This window comes from Streptomyces sp. NPDC058470, assembly GCF_042721055.1.
Classification (GTDB): domain Bacteria; phylum Actinomycetota; class Actinomycetes; order Streptomycetales; family Streptomycetaceae; genus Streptomyces.
Map to the genome: position 1 here is coordinate 94,576 of NZ_JBHXMF010000028.1, position 19,865 is coordinate 114,440.

The window sequence follows — 19,865 nt, forward strand, 5'->3', positions numbered from 1 at the left end:
ACGGAAAACGGGGTGCACCCCTCGAAAGGCACACACCCCGGCCACCGTACAACCCTTGTGTTACTTGGCTGTCTTGCCTGTCTTACGTCCCACCGCGGCCTTGATCAGACCCGCGAAGAGCGGATGCGGGCGGGTCGGGCGGGAGCGCAGCTCGGGGTGCGCCTGGGTCGCGACCAGGTACGGGTGGATGTCGCGCGGGTACTCGACGTACTCGACGAGCTTGCCGTCCGGCGAGGTTCCGGAGAACTGCAGACCGGCCTTCTTCTCCAGTTCGGCGCGGTAGGCGTTGTTCACCTCGTAGCGGTGACGGTGGCGCTCCTCGACGTACTCCTTGCCGTCGTACACCTCGCGCGCGATCGAACCCTCGGCGAGCTTGGCCGGGTACATGCCCAGCCGCATGGTGCCGCCCATGTCGCCCTCGCCCGCCACGATGTCGAGCTGCTCGGCCATGGTCGAGATGACGGGGTGAGCGGTGCCGGAGTCGAACTCGGTGGAGTTGGCGTCGGCGATGTCGGCCAGGTTGCGCGCGGCCTCGATCACGATGCACTGCAGGCCGAGACAGAGGCCGAGCAGCGGGATCTTGTTCTCCCGGGCGTACTGGATGGCGCCGACCTTGCCGGACACACCGCGGTCGCCGAAGCCACCGGGGATACAGATCGCGTCGACGTCGCCGAGTTGCTTGGCCGCGCCGGCCGGGGTCTTGCAGTCGTCCGAGGTGACCCACTTGATCGTCACGCGGGCCTTGTTCGCGAAACCGCCGGCGCGCAGCGCCTCGGTGACCGAGAGGTAGGCGTCGGGGAGGTCGATGTACTTGCCGACCAGCCCGAGCTTGATCTCGTGGAGCGGGCTGTGGACGCGGTCGAGCAGGTCGTCCCAGGCCGTCCAGTCCACGTCGCGGAACGCCAGGTCCAGCTTGCGGACGACATACGCGTCCAGGCCCTCCGTGTGCAGGACCTTCGGGATGTCGTAGATCGACTTGGCGTCGATGCACGCGACCACGGCTGCCTCGTCGACGTCGCACATCAGCGAGATCTTGCGCTTGATGGCGGTGGGCACCTCGCGGTCGGCGCGCAGCACGATCGCGTCCGGCTGGATACCGATGTTGCGCAGTGCCGCAACCGAGTGCTGGGTCGGCTTCGTCTTCAGCTCCCCGGAGGGGCCGATGTACGGGAGGAGCGAGATGTGGACGACGAACACATTGTCGCGGCCGACCTCGTGGCGGACCTGACGGACCGTCTCCAGGAAGGGCAGCGACTCGATGTCGCCGACCGTGCCGCCGACCTCCGTGATGACCACGTCGACGTCGTCGGTGGCCATCCGGCGGATGCGGTGCTTGATCTCGTTGGTGATGTGCGGGATGACCTGCACGGTGTCGCCCAGGTACTCGCCGCGCCGTTCCTTGGCGATGACCGTGGAGTACACCTGGCCGGTGGTGACGTTGGCCGAGCCGTCCAGGTCCACGTCGAGGAAACGCTCGTAGTGGCCGATGTCCAGGTCGGTCTCGGCGCCGTCGTTGGTGACGAACACCTCACCGTGCTGGAACGGGTTCATGGTGCCCGGGTCGACATTCAGGTACGGGTCGAGCTTCTGCATCGTGACCCGCAGTCCCCGCGCCTTGAGCAACATACCCAGACTGGAGGCCGTGAGGCCCTTGCCGAGGGAGGAGGCGACACCCCCGGTGACGAAGATGTGCTTTGTCGTCGTGGCTGCGTTGTTTCGAAAAGCAGCGGGCGTCATGGCCAAGAGGGGGCTCCCGTGGTCGCGGTCTGGGGTGCGTACCGGCGTGGTGTCCGGGGATCTCCGGAGGTGCCGTCGCTGCGGTTCGGGGGTTTTTCTCCCACCGGTCCACGGGCTACCAGGGTATCAGCGACGCGGAGAGGCCGCTTCCGGCCACGCTCCGCACACACGTCGCCACGCGCCCCACACGTCACTCACTCGATCGGCCCAGCCGGGTTACCGGGAGCGGCACGCGGATCTTCCAGGTGCGTCGTATCCTGCTCGGACACTCGCTGCTGAGCCCGGCCGACACACGGCACCATCCCTGTCCGTATCCCGGAACACGAGAGCTCGTCAGTTCGTTCCGCAACGACAATCGCACCGAACTCATTGACGTTTCGCAGCGACGCATCACCAACGTTCCCTTGACCGCAAAGAGCGACCGCCCCGCTGGGGGCGAGGTAGCCGTTCGACTGGAGTTGCACGTGGCCGGGCGCATCGAGGACTACGCACTCATCGGAGACATGCAGACAGCCGCGCTGGTCTGCAGGGACGGCACAGTCGACTGGCTGTGCCTGCCCCGCTTCGACTCCCACGCCGTCTTCGCAGGACTGCTCGGCACGGAGGAACACGGATTCTGGCGGCTCGGCCCGGCGCACGCGGCCGACGCCAAACCGCCGATGGCGGCGCGGCGCACCTACCGCGGCGACTCGCTGATCCTGGAATCCGAGTGGGATACCCCACGCGGCACGGTCCGAGTGACCGATTTCATGCCCCCGCGCGACGGCGCGCCGCAGCTGATCCGGATCGTGGAGGGCATCACGGGTCGGGTCCCGATGCGCTCCGCGCTGCGGATGCGTTTCAGTTACGGCCGTGTCGTGCCCTGGGTGCACAAGCACGAGGGACGGACGGTGGCCGTCGCCGGTCCCGACTCCGTGTGGTTCGACACCGCCTGCGAGACCTACGGCAAGGCGCTGACCACGTACGCCGACTTCACGGTGGCGCCCGGTGACCGGATCGCGTTCACCATCTCGTGGGAGCCCTCGCACAAGGCGCCCCCCGCGCTGCCCGAGCCGGAGGAGTCCCTTGAGGCCACCGAGGAGTTCTGGCGCGACTGGGTCGACCAGTGCACGTACCACGGCCCCTACCGCGAGGCCGTCGTCCGCTCCCTGATCACGCTCAAGGCCCTGACGTACGGGCCCACGGGCGGCATCGTCGCCGCGCCCACGACCTCGCTCCCGGAGGAGATCGGCGGCGTACGCAACTGGGACTACCGCTACACGTGGCTGCGTGACGCGGCCATCACCCTGTCCTCGCTGCTGCGCACCGGCTACCGCGAAGAGGCCCGTGCCTGGCGCGAATGGCTGCTGCGCGCGGTCGCGGGCGACCCCGAGAACCTGCAGATCATGTACGGCATCGCGGGCGAACGGGAGTTGGGCGAGGCGGAGCTCCACTGGCTTCCCGGGTACGAGAATTCGGGGCCCGTCCGCGTCGGCAACGGCGCCGCGGGTCAGCTCCAGCTCGACGTGTACGGCGAGGTCACCGAAGCCCTGCACCTCGCCCATATGACGGGCCTGTCCCGCAACGACTACGCCTCGCTCCTCCAGCTCAAGCTGATCCGCTACCTGGAGGACCACTGGGACCAGCCGGACGAGGGCATCTGGGAAGTCCGCGGCCCGCGCCGCCACTTCGTGCACTCCAAGGTGATGGCCTGGGTCGCGGTCGACCGCACGATCAAGCTCATCGAGTCCGGTGACGCGGACGGCCCGCTGGAGAAGTGGCGCGAGCTGCGCGACGACATCCACCGGGACGTCTGCGAGAAGGGCTACGACAAGGAGCGCAACACGTTCACGCAGTCGTACGGCTCCAAGGAGCTGGACGCCTCGCTGCTCCTCATCCCGCAGATGGGCTTCCTGCCGCCGGACGACAAGCGGGTGATCGGCACCATCGAGGCCATCCAGCGTGAGCTGTCGACCTCGGACGGTTTCATCCTGCGCTATCCGACCAGCGGTGAGGACGCGGGAGTGGACGGCCTGGAGGGCGACGAAGGTGCCTTCCTGGCCTGCTCGTTCTGGATGGCGGACGACCTCGCGATGATCGGGCGGGTCGACGAGGCCCGCAAGCTCTTCGAGAGGCTGCTCGCGCTCCGCAACGACCTGGGCCTGCTGGCCGAGGAGTGGGACCCCCGGCTCAAGCGCCAGGTCGGGAACTTCCCGCAGGCGTTCAGTCACGTTCCGCTGATCGACACGGCACTCAGGCTGACCGCTTCGGGAGCGTACGGCGGCTGAACGCGATCAACGCTCGCTGGAAACGCCTGAATACGTCCGAATACCTCCGAATACATCGGAATACATCTGAACGCGCCCGATCCGCCGTGCCCGCCTAGGCTGAGAGGCAGTCCTGTCCCCTGCTGAAAGGGGCGGCTGCCATGGCTCCCCTCTCCAAGGCGGGCGCGGCTCTCGCCGCGTTCCGCGCGGATCTGGCCGGTGAGGTACTGGCCCCGGACGACCCGGGTTACGACGAGGCCCGGTCGCTCCACAACGGGATGATCGACCGGCGCCCGGCGGTGATCGCGCAGTGCGCGAGCGAAGCCGATGTCGTCCGTTCCGTGCGCTTCGGGCGGGAGCTTGACCTGCCGATCGCGGTGCGCGGCGGCGGCCACAGCGTGTCCGGCATGGCCCTGAACGACGGTGGTCTGGTCGTCGACCTGCGCCCGATGCACGACGTGACGGTCCATCCGGGTTCCCAGGCGGTACGGGTCCAGGGCGGCGCCTTCATGAGCCATCTCGACCGTGCCACCCAGCCGTACGGCCTGGCGACCACCGGCGGCCGGGTCTCGACGACGGGTGTCGGCGGCTTCGTGCTGGGCGGTGGAAGTGGCTGGCTGGACCGGCGGTTCGGCCTGGCGATCGACAATCTGCTCGGCGTCGAGCTGGTGACCGCGGACGGCAGCACGGTCCGGGCCGGCGCCGAGGAGAACCCGGAGCTGTTCTGGGCCCTGCACGGCGGCGGCGGGAACTTCGGTATCGCCACCGCGCTGACCCTCAAGCTGCACGAGCTGCCCGAGTTCTCCGTCGCCATGCTCTTCTACCTGCCGGAGAGCGGCCCCGAGGTGGTCCGCCTCTATCGCGAGATCATCGCGACGGGACCGCCAGAGGCGAGCGGGGGCATCATCTACCTGACCGGCCCGCCAGAGGAATTCATCCCCGAGCACCTGGTCGGCAGGCGGCTCTGCTGCGCGCTCCTGACGTACGCGGGCGGCGAGGAGGGCCTGCGCAAACTCGCCCAGCCGCTCCTCGCCCTGCCGCACGAGGCCGAGATCGTCACCGCCCTCCCTTACGCCGACTTCCAGTGCATGCTCGACGACCCGCCCAGCATGCGGAACCACTGGTCCGCCGAGTACCTGACGGGCCTGCCCGACGAACTCGTGGACGTCTTCTGCGCCCTCGGGAACACCATGCCCGTACCCACGGGCACCCAGCACGTCCTGTTCCCGCTGGGCGGCGCGATCGCCACGGGCCCCGCCGAGTTCCCTGTGCCCTACCGGGACGCGCCATGGGCCGTACACCCCTTCGGCGTCTGGGAGGATCCGGCCGACGACGAGAACTGCGTCCGCTGGGTCAAGAGCGTCCGCGCCGAGGTCCAGCCGTGGAGCACCGGAGCGGTCTACCTCAACTTCATCGGCGACGAGGGCGACGACCGGGTGGTGGCCGGCCTCGGCGCCGAGAACACCCGCCGCCTGGCCGCGGTGAAGGCGCAGTACGACCCCGACAACGTCTTCCGCTTCAACCACAACATCGCCCCCGTGCCCGGCTGAGCGCGGCGGTCACTCCCACTCGCGCAACGGGCCGGAGATGTTCCGGAACGTGCCGACGGGTAGCGTCCGGGACCATGGACAGCCGTTACGACACCCAGGGCGCCGGAATCACCGTGCAGCGGGCGCTGGAGCTGCCCGGGCTGCGCGGTGGGCTCCCGGAGATCCTCGCCGGGGCCGACCGGCTGCAGCGCACCGTGCGCTGGGTGCACGCGGGCGAGGTCCCGAACATCGCCTCGCTCCTCAAGGGCGGCGAACTACTCCTGACCACGGGGTACGGCCTCGGCACCCGCCCCGCCGACCAGCGCGCCTTCGTCCGCACACTGGCCGAGCGCGGCATCGCGGCCCTCGTGGTGGAGCTCGGCCCGCGCTTCACCCGGCTGCCCGCGGCCCTCGTGGAGACGGCTCGATCCACCGGTCTCCCGCTCGTCCAGCTGCACCGCGAGGTGCCCTTCGTGGCCGTCACGGAGGAGATCCACACCGAGATCGTCAACGGCCACTACGCCCTGCTCCAGCGAGCCGAGGAGGTGCACCGACGATGCACCGAGGCGCTGCTCGGCGGGGGCGGCGTACCCCAGGTCCTCGGGATCCTCGCGGACTTCAGCGGCAATCCGGTGTTCCTGGAAACGCCGGAGGGACAGCTCCTGTACGCCGCCGGGTCGGGCGGCGCGGGCACCGATCCGCTCCAGGTGTGGGAGGGGATGCGCGGCCACCACAAGGAGGAACCGCCCGCCGGAACGACCCTCGTGGACGTCCCCGGGGGCGGTCCAGGCACCGGCTCGGTACGGGCCCGGCTGGTCATGCTGCCGATCAGCACCCCGATCGCCCCGGTGCACCGGCTCGCGGCGGAGCGGGCCGCCGGCATCCTCGCCGTCGTCTTCATGCAGGCACGCCAGGAGGAGGAGCTCGCGGCGCGCGGCCGCGGCGACTTCCTCACCGACCTCGCCGAGGGCCGTATCGAGGCGCAGGACGCGCCGGCACAGGCCCGGGTGCTCGGATTCAAGCCCGGCACCAGCCCGCTCCTGCCGGTCGTGATGCGGCTCACCGACGGCCTCTCCCCCGGCGGCGGCTGGGCGGTCCTGGCCCGCGCGGTCGCGGAGGAGCTGGCCTCGGTCGGAGTGCCCGTCCTGCTCGGCGTACGACCTGTCGAGGGCCGTGTCCCGCTCCTGCTGGGCCTGCGCTCGGAGTCCGAACGCCCGGCCGTCGCCGACCGGGTCGCGGCGGCGCTCAGGGCGGGCGTGGAGCGCGCGGGCATGCAGCGACCCGGCGCGCAGCCGCCGGTGGTGGTCGTCGGCGTGGCGGGCGGCTGGGCGGCGGCCTCGGCGGGACTGCGGCACGCGGCGGAGACGGCGACGGCCGCGCAGGGCCTGAGCGACCGCCCCTGGTACGACGCCCGCCGCCTGGACATCGACCTGCTCCTGTGGCGCCTGCGCGGCCACCCGGACCTGGCGGCCTTCGTGGACCGCGCCATCGGCCCCCTCCACGACCACGACAACCGCTCCAAGCCGCCGCTTCTCCCGACCCTGGAGACGTACCTCGCCCACGCGGGCCGCAAGGCGGAGACGGCCCGCAAGCTGCACCTCAACCGCCAGACGCTCTACAACCGCCTCGCCCGGATCGGGGAGTTGCTCGGCACCGACCTGGACGACCCGCAGAGCGTACTGGCGTTGAGCCTGGCGCTGCGGGCCCGGAGGCATGTGTCCTGACCGGGCAGCCGCCTCAGCCAAGAGGTCTCGGCTGGGTCAACTCGTCGTAGACACTGAGCACCTGGGCGACCGTCTCGTCCTCGGTCGGCCAGGTCGCCGCCTGCAGAACGCCCTTCTCCTTCAGGAACTCCCGGCGGGCGGGATCCTGAAGAAGGCGTACGACGGCTTCGGCGAGCGCCTCCACATCCCCGTACGGGACGAGTTCGGCCGCGTCGCCGACCAGATCGGGGATGCCGCCGACGGCGGTCGTGACGAGCGGCACGCGCGCGTGGAGAGCCTCCTGCGCGAGCACGGACCGGGATTCCCAACTGCTCGGCAGCAGCGCGAGATCGGCCGCTGCAAGGAGCTCCGTGATGTCGTCGCGCCGTCCGACCAGGCGGACGGGCAGCCCTTCGTCCTCGATTCGGCGCTGCAACACCGTCCGGAGCGGCCCCTCCCCCGCGATCACGAGCAGCGGCAGGGGATCGAGATCGCGCCACGCGCGGGCGGCGTCCAGCAGAATGTCGTACCCGCGGTGCCGGTCGAGGGAACCGACGGCCATGAGCAACGGGCGGTCGGTGGCGCCCAGTTCGGCCCGCGCCTTGTGCCGCAACCGGTCGGGGTCCCCGCTCTCGACGGCACCGCGCGGCACCGGGGACGCGACGGCGGCCAGCCGCGCGTCACGAGCGCCCCTGCTGCGGGCCCGGTCCACCAGATCGGAGGACGTGCCGAGAACGACCGCGGCCGCCCTGGCGACCCGCCGCTCGAGCATGTGCAGCAGATGCGCTCGCGCACCCTCGGCGTGCGGACGGGTGTGCCAGGTGACGACGAGCGGGACACTCCTCCCACTCAGCGCCAACATCGCCCTCAGCGCGGCGTGCAGCCCGTGCGCGTGCACCAGATCGGCGTCCGCGCAGGCCGTCCGCAGCGCAGCCACCGAGGCGGGGTCGTGGCTGCGCGGCACGGGAACATGCCGCGCGCCCACACCGGTGAACCCGTAGGCGCGATCCGCATCTGTGGGGGCGCACACGGTGACCCGCACGCCCCGGGCGACGAGACCCGAGGTCAGCGACCGCACATGCGCACTACTGCGCGCACTCCCACCGCCGAGCACCTGCACGGTGCGCAGCGGCGACTGGCCGTGCGGTGAGTGGCTGCTCACGTGGCTCACGTGGCCGGGGCTCCTGGTTCGGCGTCGGACGGTCACGAAGAAACGTACAGAAGAATCGTGCGGAGAAACGTACAGCGGGGGTGTACCGCACGTCGCGCTCCGCACACAACGCCAAGGATGCCAGGCCGCCCGAGCGTTCAGACACCACCGCCGGAACCGGATCACGACGCCCCCGCCCAACTTGGGGACTTGAGTCACTCACATGAGTGAGGGCCGCGGAGCGGTCCGGATACGGGGGCCGCGGAGCGGTCGAAGGGGCGGGCCGGCGGGGAAACCGCCGCGGAGCGGCGGAGATCGGCCCGCGGAGCGGGCCAAAGCCACACCGCGGAGCGGCGGAGAGACGCCCCGCCCGCCTGCGGCTACCCGTCCGCTCGGGCGGTCGCCAGGAGCTCCTCCGCATGTGCTCGGGCGGTCTCCGAGTGCTCCTGCCCGGCGAGCATCCGGGACAGCTCACGGATGCGGTCCTCGCCCTCCAGGACCTTGACCCCGGACCGGGTCACGGACCCGTCGTTGGTCTTCTCGACGAGCAACTGCCGGTCGGCGAACGCGGCGACCTGCGGAAGATGCGTCACGACCACGACCTGCGCGGTCTTCGCCAGGCGGGCGAGCCGCCGCCCGATCTCGACCGCGGCCTTGCCGCCGACACCGGCGTCGACCTCGTCGAACAGATACGTCGGCACCGGATCCGTACCCGCGAAGACGACCTCCACCGCGAGCATCACGCGCGAGAGCTCACCGCCGGATGCGCCCTTGGCGATGGGCCGGGGCGGCGCGCCCGGATGCGGGGCGAGCAGCAGCTCGACCTCGTCGACACCCGCGGGCCCGTACGCGACCGTACGGCCGCCGAGTTCGACGCCTTCGGGGTCGTCGGTCTGCCGGATCTCGAACGACACGCGCGCGTGCGGCATGGCGAGCGACGCCAGCTCGGCGGTCACCGCGGCGGCGAACCGCTCGGCGGCCTCCGTACGGGCCTCCGTCAACCCCTGGGCAAGTCCGCCCAGTTCGGCGCGCAACGTGTCCCGCTCGGCGGTCAGCTCGTCGATCCGCTCGTCGTCGCCGTCGAGTTCGAGGAGCCGCGCGGCGCCCTGTTCGGCCCAGGAGAGTACGGCGTTGATGTCCTCGCCGTACTTCCGGGTGAGTTGGGTCAGTGCGGCCCGGCGCTCCTCGACCGCCGCGAGCCGCAGCGGATCGGCGTCGAGATCGTCGGCGTAGCCAGCCAGTTCCCCGGCCACATCCCGCAGCAGGATGTTGACCTCCCCGATCCGCCCGGACAGCGCACCGAGCGAGGAGTCGTGCGAACGTACGGCCTCAAGGGCCCGATGCGCCCCCGCGACGAGCGTCGCCGCGTCGATGCCCTCGGGGTCCTCGGGATTGCCCGCGAGCGCCGCGTGCGCGACCGTGGCGGCCGACGCCAGCGCCTCCGCGTGGCCGAGCCGCTCGGCCTCGGCGGCCAGCTCCACGTCCTCGCCCTCCCGCGGCTCGACCCCCGCGATCTCGTCGAGTCCGAAGCGCAGCAGGTCGGCTTCGTGGGCCCGCTCACGCGCACGCGTGGTGATCTCGTCCAGCTCGGCCGAGATCGCGCGCAGCCGACGGTAGGCACCGGCGTACTTGGCGAGCGGCACGGCGACCGCGTCCCCCGCGTACCGGTCGAGCGCCTGCCGCTGCCGGGACAGCTTGAGCAGCCCCTGCTGGTCGGTCTGGCCGTGCACGGCGACGAGCTCGTCGGCGAGCTCGGCGAGCACCCCCACGGGCACGGAACGCCCGCCCAGGTGAGCCCGCGAGCGCCCCTCGGCGGAAACGGTACGGCTGATCAGCAGCGCCCCGTCGTCGAGTTCGGCTCCGGCCTCCTCGGCCCGCAGGACCGCGGTCCCGCCCGGGGGCACGGTGATCCGCCCCTCCACGACCGCGTTCTTGGCGCCGATCCGTACCAGGGCCGGGTCGGCACGCCCACCCAGCAGCAGCCCGAGGCTGGTGACCACCATCGTCTTGCCCGCACCGGTCTCACCGGTCACGGCGGTGAAGCCTGGCGACAGCTCGACCACCGCGTCGTCGATGACTCCGAGCGACCGTATCCGCATCTCCTCCAACACGCCCCCGACCTTACGAGGTCAGGGACCGGATGTGCGACGGCCCCCACCCCTCAGGTGCGAAGGCGCAGGTGACAAGGACCCACAAAGGGTCCGTTGTCACCCGCCGGAGTGGGTCACCGTACAAAAGCAGTACAGGCCGTGCAGGCCATCCGAGCAGTCGTACGACTAGTGCGGCGCCCCGCGCCACCCGGAAACCGGCAGAGCGAACTTCGCCACCAGCCGGTCCGTGAACGACGCGTGATGAAGCCGGGCCAGCCGCACCGGCACAGCCCCTCGCCGGACCTCCACCCGCGCCCCCGGCGGCAACTCCAGCTTCCGCCGCCCGTCGCACCACAGCACTCCCGGCGGAATGTGCGGCAGCACCTCCACCGCGAGCACCGAGTCCGGCGAGGTCACCAGCGGCTTCGCGAACAGCGCATGCGCACTGATGGGCACCATCAGCAGTGCCTCGACCTCCGGCCACACCACGGGCCCGCCCGCGGAGAACGCGTACGCCGTGGAGCCGGTGGGCGTGGCGCAGACGATCCCGTCGCAGCCGAAGCCGGTCACGGGCCGCCCGTCGATCTCCAGCACGACCTCAAGGAGCTTCTCGGCGGACACCTTCTGCACGGCGGCCTCGTTCAGCGCCCAGTCGGTGTGCACGATGTCGCCGTTCTGGTGCACGACGACGTCGACGGTCATCCGCTCCTCGACTTCGTACGCCTTGGTCACCACCCGGTCGACGACCTTGTCGAGGTCGTCCCGCTCGGCCTCCGCGAGGAAGCCGACGCGGCCGAGGTTGACGCCGAGCATCGGCACCCCGGACGCCCGGGCGAACTCGGCGCCGCGCAGCAGCGTCCCGTCACCGCCGAGCACGATCAGCAGTTCGCACCCGTCGAGGCACTGCGGTGTGGCCTCCTTCACCAGCTCCACGGCCGACGGCAGCGGCAGGTCGGCCGCCTCCGCCTCCAGCACCCGTACGCCGATCCCGGAGCGCAACAGCCCCTGGACGACGAGTTCGGCGCTGCGGATCGCAGCGGGCCGCCCGGTGTGGGCAAGCAGGAAAACAGTACGAGCTCGGGTCTGTGTCAACGCGGCCCCTCCGCCACTGCACGGTCAACGTCGGCCGGTTCGAGTTCGGGTGCCCCGGCACGCAGCCACAGAAAGTACTCGACATTGCCCGAAGGGCCGGGCAACGGACTGGCCGTGACCCCCTGCACTCCGAGCCCCAGCCCCCAGGCACGCACGGCCACACCGCGTACTGCCTCGGCCCTCAGTTCCGGGCTGCGCACGACACCGCCGCTGCCCAGACGTTCCTTCCCCACTTCGAACTGTGGTTTGACCATCATCACCAGATCGGCGTCCGGCGCCGTGCACCGCGCGAGGGCGGGCAGCACCAGGCCGAGCGGGATGAAGGACAGATCCCCGACAACAAGATCCACGGGCTCCCCATCGATCGCGTCCAACGTCAACTCGCGTACGTTCGTACGGTCCTTGACGGTGACGCGTTCATCGCTCTGCAGAGACCAAGCAAGTTGACCGTAGCCGACGTCGACGGCGACCACATGGGCGGCTCCCGCGCGCAGCAGTACGTCGGTGAAGCCGCCGGTGGACGCGCCGGCGTCCAGCGCCCGCCGTCCCTCGACCTCGAGCCCCTGCGGTACGAAGGCTTCCAGCGCGCCGGCGAGCTTGTGTCCGCCGCGCGAGACGTAGTCGGGGTCGCTGTCGTCCTGGGTCACCACGATCGCGGCCGCCGTCTCCACCTGGGTGGCGGCCTTGACCGCGAGGGTCTTACCGACAGTGACCCTCCCCGCGGCGATCAGCTGTCCGGCGTGCTCGCGCGAGCGGGCGAGCTTGCGGCGGACCAGTTCGGCGTCGAGGCGGCGGCGTGCCACTCCTGCCACGTTCGGTTCAGCTCCTGCGGTCGTACGGCGTCGGGGGCGCCGGGGGTCCCGGGCGGGCGTCGAGCGCGGTGAGCGCGTCGCGCAGCCCCCGGTGTACATCCTCGTACACCTCGACGTGTCCGTCGGTGGCGAGGTGGTCGGCGTCGGCCAGCCGGTCGAGCCGGTCGTCGATGTCCGCGTTGCCGGTGGGGGTGCGGGGCACGTTCAGCGGGGCCGGGGCGGCAAGGTCGTACGCGGGGACGGCATCGACCGGAACCTCCGGCTCCGGGACCTCGCCCTGCGGAGACGGGGTCTGGGGCACTGAGTCGCTCATGCCCCGACGCTACCCCGAAGCGCTGCGGTACCGTCGATCACGATGGCGACGATCGAGGAGTGCCGCAGCGCGCTCGAGAAGCTTGCGGACAACATGGCGGGCGCCGACGGGGACGTACGCGAGGCGGCCGCCCTGGACCGCTCGCTGAGCTGCCGTATCACCGACCTGGACGTGACCTTCGTCGGCCGTCTCAAGGGCGGCCGGATCGAGGTGCTGGACACACTTCAGGGCCCGCCCGCCGAGAAGGCCCAGATCCGGCTCACGATGAGCGGCGGCGATCTGGTCGCGATGGTGAACGGCGAGCTGAACTTCGCGAAGGCCTGGGGCTCGGGCCGGGTGAAACTGGAGGCGGGCCTGCGCGATCTGTTCCGGCTCAGGACCCTTCTGTAACCGATGCCGAGGCCGAGGCCGAAGCCGAAGCGGCCGTACGTGCCTTGCGCGCCGCCGGCACCACCAGTGGCGTCCCCGTCTCCGGGTCCTCGATGACCTGGCAGCGCAGCCCGAAGACCTCCTCGACCAGGTCGGCCGTGACGATGTCGCTGGGCGCTCCCTCGGCGATGACCTCGCCCTCGCGCAGCGCAATGAGATGGGTGGCGTACCGGGCCGCGTGGTTGAGGTCGTGGAGCACGGCGACCAGGGTGCGGCCCTGTTCCTCGTGGAGTTCGGCGCACAGGTCGAGGACGTCGATCTGGTGCTGGATGTCGAGGTAGGTGGTGGGCTCGTCGAGGAGCAGCAGCGGTGTCTGCTGTGCGAGGGCCATCGCGATCCAGACGCGCTGTCGCTGACCGCCCGACAGCTCGTCGACATAGCGATCGGCGAGCTCGGCGACGCCGGTCGAGGCCATCGACTCCTGGACGACCCGCTCGTCCTCCGTGGACCACTGCCGCAGCAGCCCCTGGTGCGGGTAGCGGCCCCGGCCGACCAGGTCGCCGACCGTGATCCCGTCCGGCGCGATCGAGGACTGCGGCAGCAGGCCCAGGGTCCTGGCCACCTTCTTCGCGGGCATGGACTGGATGACCTGCCCGTCGAGCAGTACCCGCCCCTGGGAGGGCTTGAGCATCCGGGAAAGGGCGCGCAGCAGTGTCGACTTGCCGCAGGCGTTCGGGCCGACGATCACGGTGAAGGAGTTGTCGGGTATCTCCACCGACAGCTTCTCCGTGATGACGCGCTGGTCGTAGGCGAGGGTGACGTTCTCGGCGGACAGGCGGTTCACGGTGCTGGTGCTCCTCTTGGTGTTCTCGTTGGCTGTGGCGCTCATATCCGGCCCGCCTTCCTCTCGGTGACCAGGAGCCACAGCAGATAGACACCGCCGAGGACGCCGGTCACCACGCCCACGGGCAGTTGATCGGCGCCGAAGGCCCGCTGCGAGGCCCAGTCCGCGACGATCAGCAGGGCCGCGCCCATACACATGGAGGGCACCAGGTTCGGACCCGGCGAGCGGGTCAGCCGCCGGGCGAGCTGCGGCGAGGTGAGCGCCACGAAACCGACCGGGCCCGCGGCGGCGGTGGCGCCCGCGGTGAGCAGCACGGCGGCCAGCATCAGCAGCAGCCGCGTCCGCTCGACCCGCACTCCGAGCGCGTACGAGACGTCGTCGCCCATCTCCATCATGCGCAGCCCGCGCGCGTTGCCGAGGACCAGAGGTACGAGGACGGCGCACATGACGAGCAGCGGCCATACCTGGGTCCAGTCACGGCCGTTGAGCGAGCCGGTCATCCAGACCACGGCGCGGGCCGCGTCGACGATGTCGGCCTTGGTGAGCAGATAGCCGTTGATCCCCGTGACGATCGCGGAGACACCGATACCGACCAGGACCAGTCGATAGCCGTGCACTCCTCGTTTCCATGCGAGCAGATAGATGGCGAGCCCGGTCACGAGGCCGCCGACGAGCGCCCCGAGGGCGACCTGGTTTGCGCTCCCGGAGAACAGCACGATCATGATGAGCGCGCCGGCCGTGGCGCCCTGTCCGAGGCCGAGTACGTCCGGACTGCCCAGCGGATTGCGGGAGATGGACTGGAAGATCGCCCCGCCGAGCCCGAGCGAGGCCCCCACCAGCAGACCGACGATGACCCGCGGCAGCCGCAGGTCGTTGACGATGTACTCCTGAATCGTGGTCCCGTCGCCGAACAGCGTCTTGAGGACGTCCGGGGCCGAGATCGGGAAGTCGCCGGTGCCGATCAGCACGACGCTCGCGGTGAGCGCGGCGGCCAGCAGCAGCACGACAACGGTGAACGCCCGGACATCGATCCGGACCGACAGCCCGCGGCCCGTCCGAACGGCTCGGGTGCCCCGGACGCGGAGGGCCGGGGGGCGCGGAGCTGGATGGCGTGTCACCGGATCGTGTGTGGCCGGTTCGTGTGTGGCCGGTTCGTGTGTGGCCGGTTTGCGTGTGGTCGTCACAGCTGCGCCGTCCTCCGCCGTCGTACGAGATAGATGAAGACCGGGCCGCCGAGGACCGCGGTGACGATGCCGACCTGCAACTCAGCGGGCCGCACGATCATCCGGCCGATGACATCGGCGCCGAGCAACAGCACGGGCGACAGCACGGTCGCGTACGGCAGGATCCAGCGCAGGTCGGGCCCGGTGAAGGAGCGGACGACGTGCGGGACCATCAGACCGACGAACACGATCGGCCCGCAGGCGGCGGTAGCGGCGCCGCACAGCACGGTCGCGGCGGCCATGGACAGGGCGCGGGTGCGGTTCAGGTTGGCGCCGAGCGCGCGGGCGGTGTCGTCGCCCATGGTCACGGCGTTCAGGGGGCGGGCGAGGGCCAGCGCGAGGATCGTGCCGACCGCCAGGAACGGCAGCACCTGCTTGATGGTGGTGTCGGTGGCCGAGGCAATCGACCCGACCGTCCAGAACCGCATCTTGCCGAGCGCGGCGTCGTCCATGATCATCACGGCCTGCAGATAGCCGTAGAGCGCGGCACTGATCGCCGTACCCGCCAGCGCGAGTCGCACCGGAGTCGCCCCACGGCTACCGCCGAGGAACCAGACAAGGGCGCCCACCGCGGCCGCCCCGATGAAGGCGAACCAGACGTAGCCGCTCAGACTCGTGACACCGAAGAACGTGATGGCGGTGACGACCGCGGCGGACGCGCCCGCGTTGATCCCGAGCAGCCCGGGGTCGGCCAGCGGGTTACGGGTGAGCGCCTGGAGGACGGCGCCCGCCAGCCCCAACGCGGCGCCGACCAGCAGCCCGAGGACGGTACGCGAGAGCCGGTCACTGACCACGACATCCGCGTACGTCCCCGAATCATGGAACAGGCCGTGCCAGACCTGATCCAGCGGCAACGCCTTCGCGCCGATCGCGATACTCGCCAGCGCGACGAGCACCAGCAGCGCCACGGACGCGAGGAGCCCAAAGGTACGTATCGCCCGGCGGGTTGGGGGCGCGGGGGCGGTCTCCGCGCGCTCTTCGGGAGGACTGTCAACCAACACCCGGTTAGGTTAGCCTACCCTCCCATGTTGGCTCGATCCCGTGTCAGCGCAGATGAGCCGCTGTGACCTGTGCCCCCTTTGCCCCGCACCCTGTCCAGGGTCCTGTGCCCCTTGTGCCCCGCACCCTGTGGCGCCTGCCCCGCGCGCGTGGCCGCGCTCAGAGCCCCAGCCGCGCCAGCGCCTTCCCACCGTCCAGCTCGCAGGTCCCGTCCCCGGCCGCCGTCCACGCCGCCGCGCACAGCGCCCGCAGTCCGTCGAGGGCCTCGCCGTCACCTTCCAGTTCCAGCCGCTCGTGCCCGGCCGTGGCCGTCCAGCCACCGCAGCGGAAGCCGCCGTCCGCCTCGCCGACCTCCGGCTGCCCGGTGAGCAGACCACGCAGATCGGCATCGACATACGTCGGCCGGTGCTGCGGCGGGGCGGCGAGCAGCTGCGCGCCGTCCGTGACACCGGTCAGCACCAGCAGCGAGTTCACCTCTCCGTTGAACGCACCCTCGATGTCCGTGTCCAGCCGGTCACCGACGACCAACGGCCTCTTGGCGCCGGTCCGCAGAATCGTCTCCCGGTGCATCGGGGGCAGCGGCTTGCCCGCCACCTGCGGCTCGGCGCCCGTGGCGATCCGTACGACCTCCACCGCCGCGCCGTTCCCCGGGGCGATGCCGCGTGCGCTGGGGATCGTCAGATCGGTGTTGGACGCGAACCACGGCACCCCACGCGCGATGGCGTAGGAAGCCTCCGCGAAGCGCCCCCAGGGCAGATCAGGGCCGCCGAAGCCCTGTACGACCGCCGCAGGATCGTCGTCCGCCGACTCGACCGGTTCGAGCCCGCGCTCGCGCAGCGCGACCCGCAGCCCCTCTCCGCCGATGACCAGCACGCGCGCGCCGGCGGGCACCTGCTCGCTGATGAGCCGGGCCGCCGCCTGCGCCGAGGTGATGACGTCGGAGGCTCCGGTCGGTATCCCCAGCTCCGTGAGGTGCTCGGCCACCGCGTCCGGCGTACGCAACGCGTTGTTCGTGACGTACGCGAGACGCATCCCGCCCGAGTGGGCCGTGCCGAGGGACTCAACGGCGTGCGCGATGGCGTTCCCGCCCGCGTACACCACTCCGTCCAGATCGAGCAGAGCCGTGTCGTACGCCTCACTCAGGGCCTGTGCACTGCCCTCGGGCCGCGTCCTGACGGTCTGGCTCATTCCGCATCGCTCCTCATTCGATCCCTTTGCCCCGATCATCGCGCATGCCACTGACACACTTACGATGCCTGAATGAACTATGCAGGTCCCACGCACGTACCCGCACGCATGGGCCTTGATCTGAACCCCTTCCGGGGCCTGCGCTACGACCCCGACCGGGTCGGCAGTCTGGCCGCCGTGACCTCGCCGCCGTATGACGTCGTCGTACGGCCGGACGGTCTGCTCCACCTGGAATCCGCCGACCCGCACAACATCGTCCGGCTGATCCTCCCGCAGGACACCACCCCCACCGCGCGCAACGAGCAGGCGGCCGAAACCCTGCACCGCTGGCTGTCCGAGGGCGTCCTCACCACCGATACCGAGCCGGGCCTGTACGTCTATGAACAGCGCGACGGCGCCATGCTGCAACGCGGCATCATCGGCGCCCTGCGCCTGTCGGAGCCGTCGGACGGCGTCGTCCTCCCCCACGAGGACGTGATGCCGCATGTCGTCGCGGACCGCGCGGCCCTGATGCGCGCCACATCCGCCAACCTCGAACCCCTGCTGCTGACGTACCGCAGCAATGGTTCCCGGGTGGGCACGGCCGCCGTCATCGAACGCACCGCCCAGCACCCGCCGCTCCTGTCCACCACCACGGAGGACGGCTTCAGCCACCGCCTCTGGGCGGTCACCGATCCCGACGACCTGGCCGAGATCCGGACAGACCTCGGCCACCACCAGGCCCTCATCGCCGACGGCCACCACCGCTGGGCGACGTATCTGCGTCTACGCGCGGAGCACCCCTCCCCCAGCCCCTGGGACTACGGCCTGGTCCTGCTGGTCGACACCACGCGCTACCCGCTCCGCGTACGAGCGATCCACCGCCTCCTGCACCGCCTGCCGGTCGCCGAAGCACTGGCGCCTCTCACGGACTCCTTCCGCGTACGCCACCTCGACGTCGCCCTCCCCGAGGCCCTGGAAGCCCTGGCCACCGCGGCCGCGGACGGAAACGCCTTCCTCCTTGCCGGCGACGGCGCCTTCCACCTCGTCGACCGTCCGTCCCCGGACCTCCTCGCCCGTACCATCCCGGGTGACCACCCCGAGGCCTGGCGCACCCTGGACGCCACGGTCCTGCACGCCACGCTCCTCGAACACGTCTGGGGCATCCCGGAGGACTCGCCCGAGCACGTCGCGTACATCCACGACACGGCGGCCACGGTCACCAAGGCCGAACGTGACGGCGGCACGGCCGTCCTGATGCATCCGGTCCGCGAGGAGGTCGTACGCGACCTGGCCCGCCAGGGCGTCACGATGCCCCGCAAGTCGACGTCGTTCGGCCCGAAACCGGCTTCGGGCCTGGTACTGCGGGCACTCGCGGGCTGACGAACACGGACGGGCGGAACCCCTTCCGGAGTCCCGCCCGTCCGCTTCTACGCTGCCTGTTCCACGGCGCTCGTTCTACGCCGCTTGCATGGCGTCAGCTTTGGGCCGCGCCCTTAGAACCGTCCTCGTCGGACGTCTGCTCGCCGTCAGGAACCTCGACTTCGTCCTCGGCCTCAGGCGCCGCGTCGACCTCGACCTCGACCTCGACCTCAGCCGCCGCCTGCACTTCCGCCACAGTCTCCGTCTCCGTCTCCGTCCCCGCGTCCGCTTCCGTCTCGTCCTCATCCTCGACGAGCGCGTCGAGGAACTCGACGCCGTCCAGCTCGGCGAGCCGGTCGGAGGCGTCCGTGCTGCCGTCCTTGTCGGACTCGATGGCCTTCGCGAACCACTCGCGCGCCTCACCGTCCCGACCGGCGGCGAGCAGTGCGTCGGCGTAGGCGTAACGCAGTCGCGCGGTCCAGGACTGCACGGAGTTGGAGGCGAGTTCGGGGCCCTGGAGGGTCACGATGGCGGCATCGATCTGCCCGATGTCCCGCCGCGCACCGGCGGCCACGAGGCGCATCTCGACCTGTCCGGCCTTGTCCAGCTTCTGGACCTCAGGCGCACCGGCCATCTCCAACGCCTTCTCGGGTCGGCCAAGACCGCGCTCGCAGTCCGCCATGACAGGCCAGAGATCCACGCCGCCGGTCATACGGCGAGCGGCCCGGAACTCGGCAAGCGCCTCGCTGTACTTCTGGCTCGCGTACGCGGCGAAACCGGCCGCCTCCCGCACGGCGGCGACCCGCGACGCCAGACGCAGGGCGACCTTCGAGTAGCCGTACGCCCCCTCAGGGTCCTCGTCGATGAGCCGGGCGACCATCACCAGGTTCTTGGCGACATCCTCCGCAAGCCCCTTCGGGAGGCTCATCAGTTCCTGCCGTACGTCCTTGTCGATCTCGTCACCTGTGACGTCCTCGGGGATCGGCAGCCGCTTGATCGGCTCACGGTCCCGGTCACGGTCGTCACGGAAACTTCCACCACCGCGCCGGTCGTCGCCACGCCGGTCGTCACGGCCTCCGAAGCCACCGGGGCGACCGCCCCTGTCGTCGCGACGCGGGCCGGCTCCCCGGTCATCGCGCCCACGGAATCCACCGCCTCGGTTGTCGTCACGCCCCTCGTCGCGCCGGAACGCCGGACGGTCGTCCCTGCGGTCGTCACGACGGGCACCG

Annotated in this window: 16 protein-coding genes; 5 read left to right on the forward strand and 11 right to left on the reverse strand. The window is 70.8% G+C overall.

What is annotated here, in order from left to right:
* Positions 1–60: 60 nt before the first annotated feature.
* Positions 61–1,737: a CTP synthase gene (locus ACFWP7_RS21575; RefSeq protein ID WP_384383197.1), complete on the reverse strand. Its 1,677-nt coding sequence runs from the start codon at positions 1,735–1,737 to the stop codon at positions 61–63.
* A gap of 464 nt (positions 1,738–2,201) precedes the next feature.
* Here ACFWP7_RS21575 and ACFWP7_RS21580 point away from each other — a divergent pair, with 464 nt between their 5' ends.
* From ACFWP7_RS21580 to ACFWP7_RS21590, 3 genes are all read left to right on the forward strand, one after another.
* Positions 2,202–4,004 (forward strand): glycoside hydrolase family 15 protein, encoded by a 1,803-nt coding sequence (locus tag ACFWP7_RS21580; protein ID WP_384383164.1) that lies wholly within the window; start codon positions 2,202–2,204, stop codon positions 4,002–4,004.
* Between the two features lie 140 nt (positions 4,005–4,144).
* The gene (locus ACFWP7_RS21585; RefSeq protein WP_384383166.1) at positions 4,145–5,533 is read left to right on the forward strand and encodes an FAD-binding oxidoreductase; all 1,389 of its coding nucleotides are present in this window, start codon (positions 4,145–4,147) and stop codon (positions 5,531–5,533) included.
* Positions 5,534–5,607: 74 nt separating this feature from the next.
* Positions 5,608–7,236 carry a PucR family transcriptional regulator gene (locus tag ACFWP7_RS21590; RefSeq protein WP_384383168.1) on the forward strand — a complete coding sequence of 543 codons (1,629 nt, stop codon included), beginning with the start codon at positions 5,608–5,610 and terminating at the stop codon, positions 7,234–7,236.
* A 13-nt stretch (positions 7,237–7,249) separates the two neighbouring features.
* Here the strand turns inward: ACFWP7_RS21590 and ACFWP7_RS21595 are convergent, their stop codons facing one another.
* The 5 genes from ACFWP7_RS21595 to ACFWP7_RS21615 form a co-directional block, all read right to left on the reverse strand.
* The gene (locus ACFWP7_RS21595; RefSeq protein WP_384383170.1) at positions 7,250–8,386 is read right to left on the reverse strand and encodes a glycosyltransferase family 4 protein; all 1,137 of its coding nucleotides are present in this window, start codon (positions 8,384–8,386) and stop codon (positions 7,250–7,252) included.
* A gap of 359 nt (positions 8,387–8,745) precedes the next feature.
* Positions 8,746–10,476: a DNA repair protein RecN gene (gene recN, locus ACFWP7_RS21600; RefSeq protein ID WP_384383172.1), complete on the reverse strand. Its 1,731-nt coding sequence runs from the start codon at positions 10,474–10,476 to the stop codon at positions 8,746–8,748.
* 165 nt (positions 10,477–10,641) lie between these two features.
* Positions 10,642–11,547: an NAD kinase gene (locus tag ACFWP7_RS21605; protein ID WP_384383174.1), complete on the reverse strand. Its 906-nt coding sequence runs from the start codon at positions 11,545–11,547 to the stop codon at positions 10,642–10,644.
* The gene (locus ACFWP7_RS21610) at positions 11,544–12,359 is read right to left on the reverse strand and encodes a TlyA family RNA methyltransferase (RefSeq protein ID WP_384383175.1); all 816 of its coding nucleotides are present in this window, start codon (positions 12,357–12,359) and stop codon (positions 11,544–11,546) included. Before ACFWP7_RS21610 ends, ACFWP7_RS21605 begins: the two co-directional genes overlap by 4 nt.
* A gap of 7 nt (positions 12,360–12,366) precedes the next feature.
* Positions 12,367–12,672 (reverse strand): hypothetical protein, encoded by a 306-nt coding sequence (locus ACFWP7_RS21615; protein WP_384383177.1) that lies wholly within the window; start codon positions 12,670–12,672, stop codon positions 12,367–12,369.
* A 42-nt stretch (positions 12,673–12,714) separates the two neighbouring features.
* Here ACFWP7_RS21615 and ACFWP7_RS21620 point away from each other — a divergent pair, with 42 nt between their 5' ends.
* Entirely contained in the window at positions 12,715–13,062 is a 348-nt protein-coding gene (locus ACFWP7_RS21620) for an SCP2 sterol-binding domain-containing protein (RefSeq protein ID WP_384383179.1), read from the forward strand.
* On the opposite strand, the gene ACFWP7_RS21625 is transcribed toward ACFWP7_RS21620, so the two are convergent.
* The 4 genes from ACFWP7_RS21625 to ACFWP7_RS21640 all read right to left on the reverse strand — a co-directional run bounded on the left by ACFWP7_RS21625 (position 13,046) and on the right by ACFWP7_RS21640 (position 17,295).
* On the reverse strand, positions 13,046–13,930 hold the full coding sequence (locus tag ACFWP7_RS21625; protein ID WP_384383180.1) for an ABC transporter ATP-binding protein: 885 nt from the start codon (positions 13,928–13,930) through the stop codon (positions 13,046–13,048). The genes ACFWP7_RS21620 and ACFWP7_RS21625 overlap by 17 nt on opposite strands.
* Positions 13,927–15,003: a FecCD family ABC transporter permease gene (locus ACFWP7_RS21630; RefSeq protein ID WP_384383182.1), complete on the reverse strand. Its 1,077-nt coding sequence runs from the start codon at positions 15,001–15,003 to the stop codon at positions 13,927–13,929. The genes ACFWP7_RS21625 and ACFWP7_RS21630 overlap by 4 nt, the downstream gene beginning before the upstream one ends.
* Positions 15,004–15,065: 62 nt before the next feature.
* Complete coding sequence (locus ACFWP7_RS21635) at positions 15,066–16,109, reverse strand: FecCD family ABC transporter permease (protein ID WP_384383184.1); 1,044 nt, start codon at positions 16,107–16,109, stop codon at positions 15,066–15,068.
* A gap of 157 nt (positions 16,110–16,266) precedes the next feature.
* Positions 16,267–17,295, reverse strand: a complete 1,029-nt coding sequence (locus tag ACFWP7_RS21640) for an HAD hydrolase-like protein (RefSeq protein WP_384383186.1) — start codon at positions 17,293–17,295, stop codon at positions 16,267–16,269.
* A 72-nt stretch (positions 17,296–17,367) separates the two neighbouring features.
* Between ACFWP7_RS21640 and ACFWP7_RS21645 the strand changes: the two genes are divergently transcribed.
* Positions 17,368–18,657, forward strand: coding sequence for a DUF1015 domain-containing protein (locus tag ACFWP7_RS21645; RefSeq protein ID WP_384383188.1), 1,290 nt, complete (start codon positions 17,368–17,370; stop codon positions 18,655–18,657).
* A 94-nt stretch (positions 18,658–18,751) separates the two neighbouring features.
* Here ACFWP7_RS21645 and ACFWP7_RS21650 read toward each other — a convergent pair whose 3' ends face one another.
* Entirely contained in the window at positions 18,752–19,564 is an 813-nt protein-coding gene (locus ACFWP7_RS21650) for a hypothetical protein (protein ID WP_384383199.1), read from the reverse strand.
* Positions 19,565–19,865 lie beyond the last annotated feature (301 nt).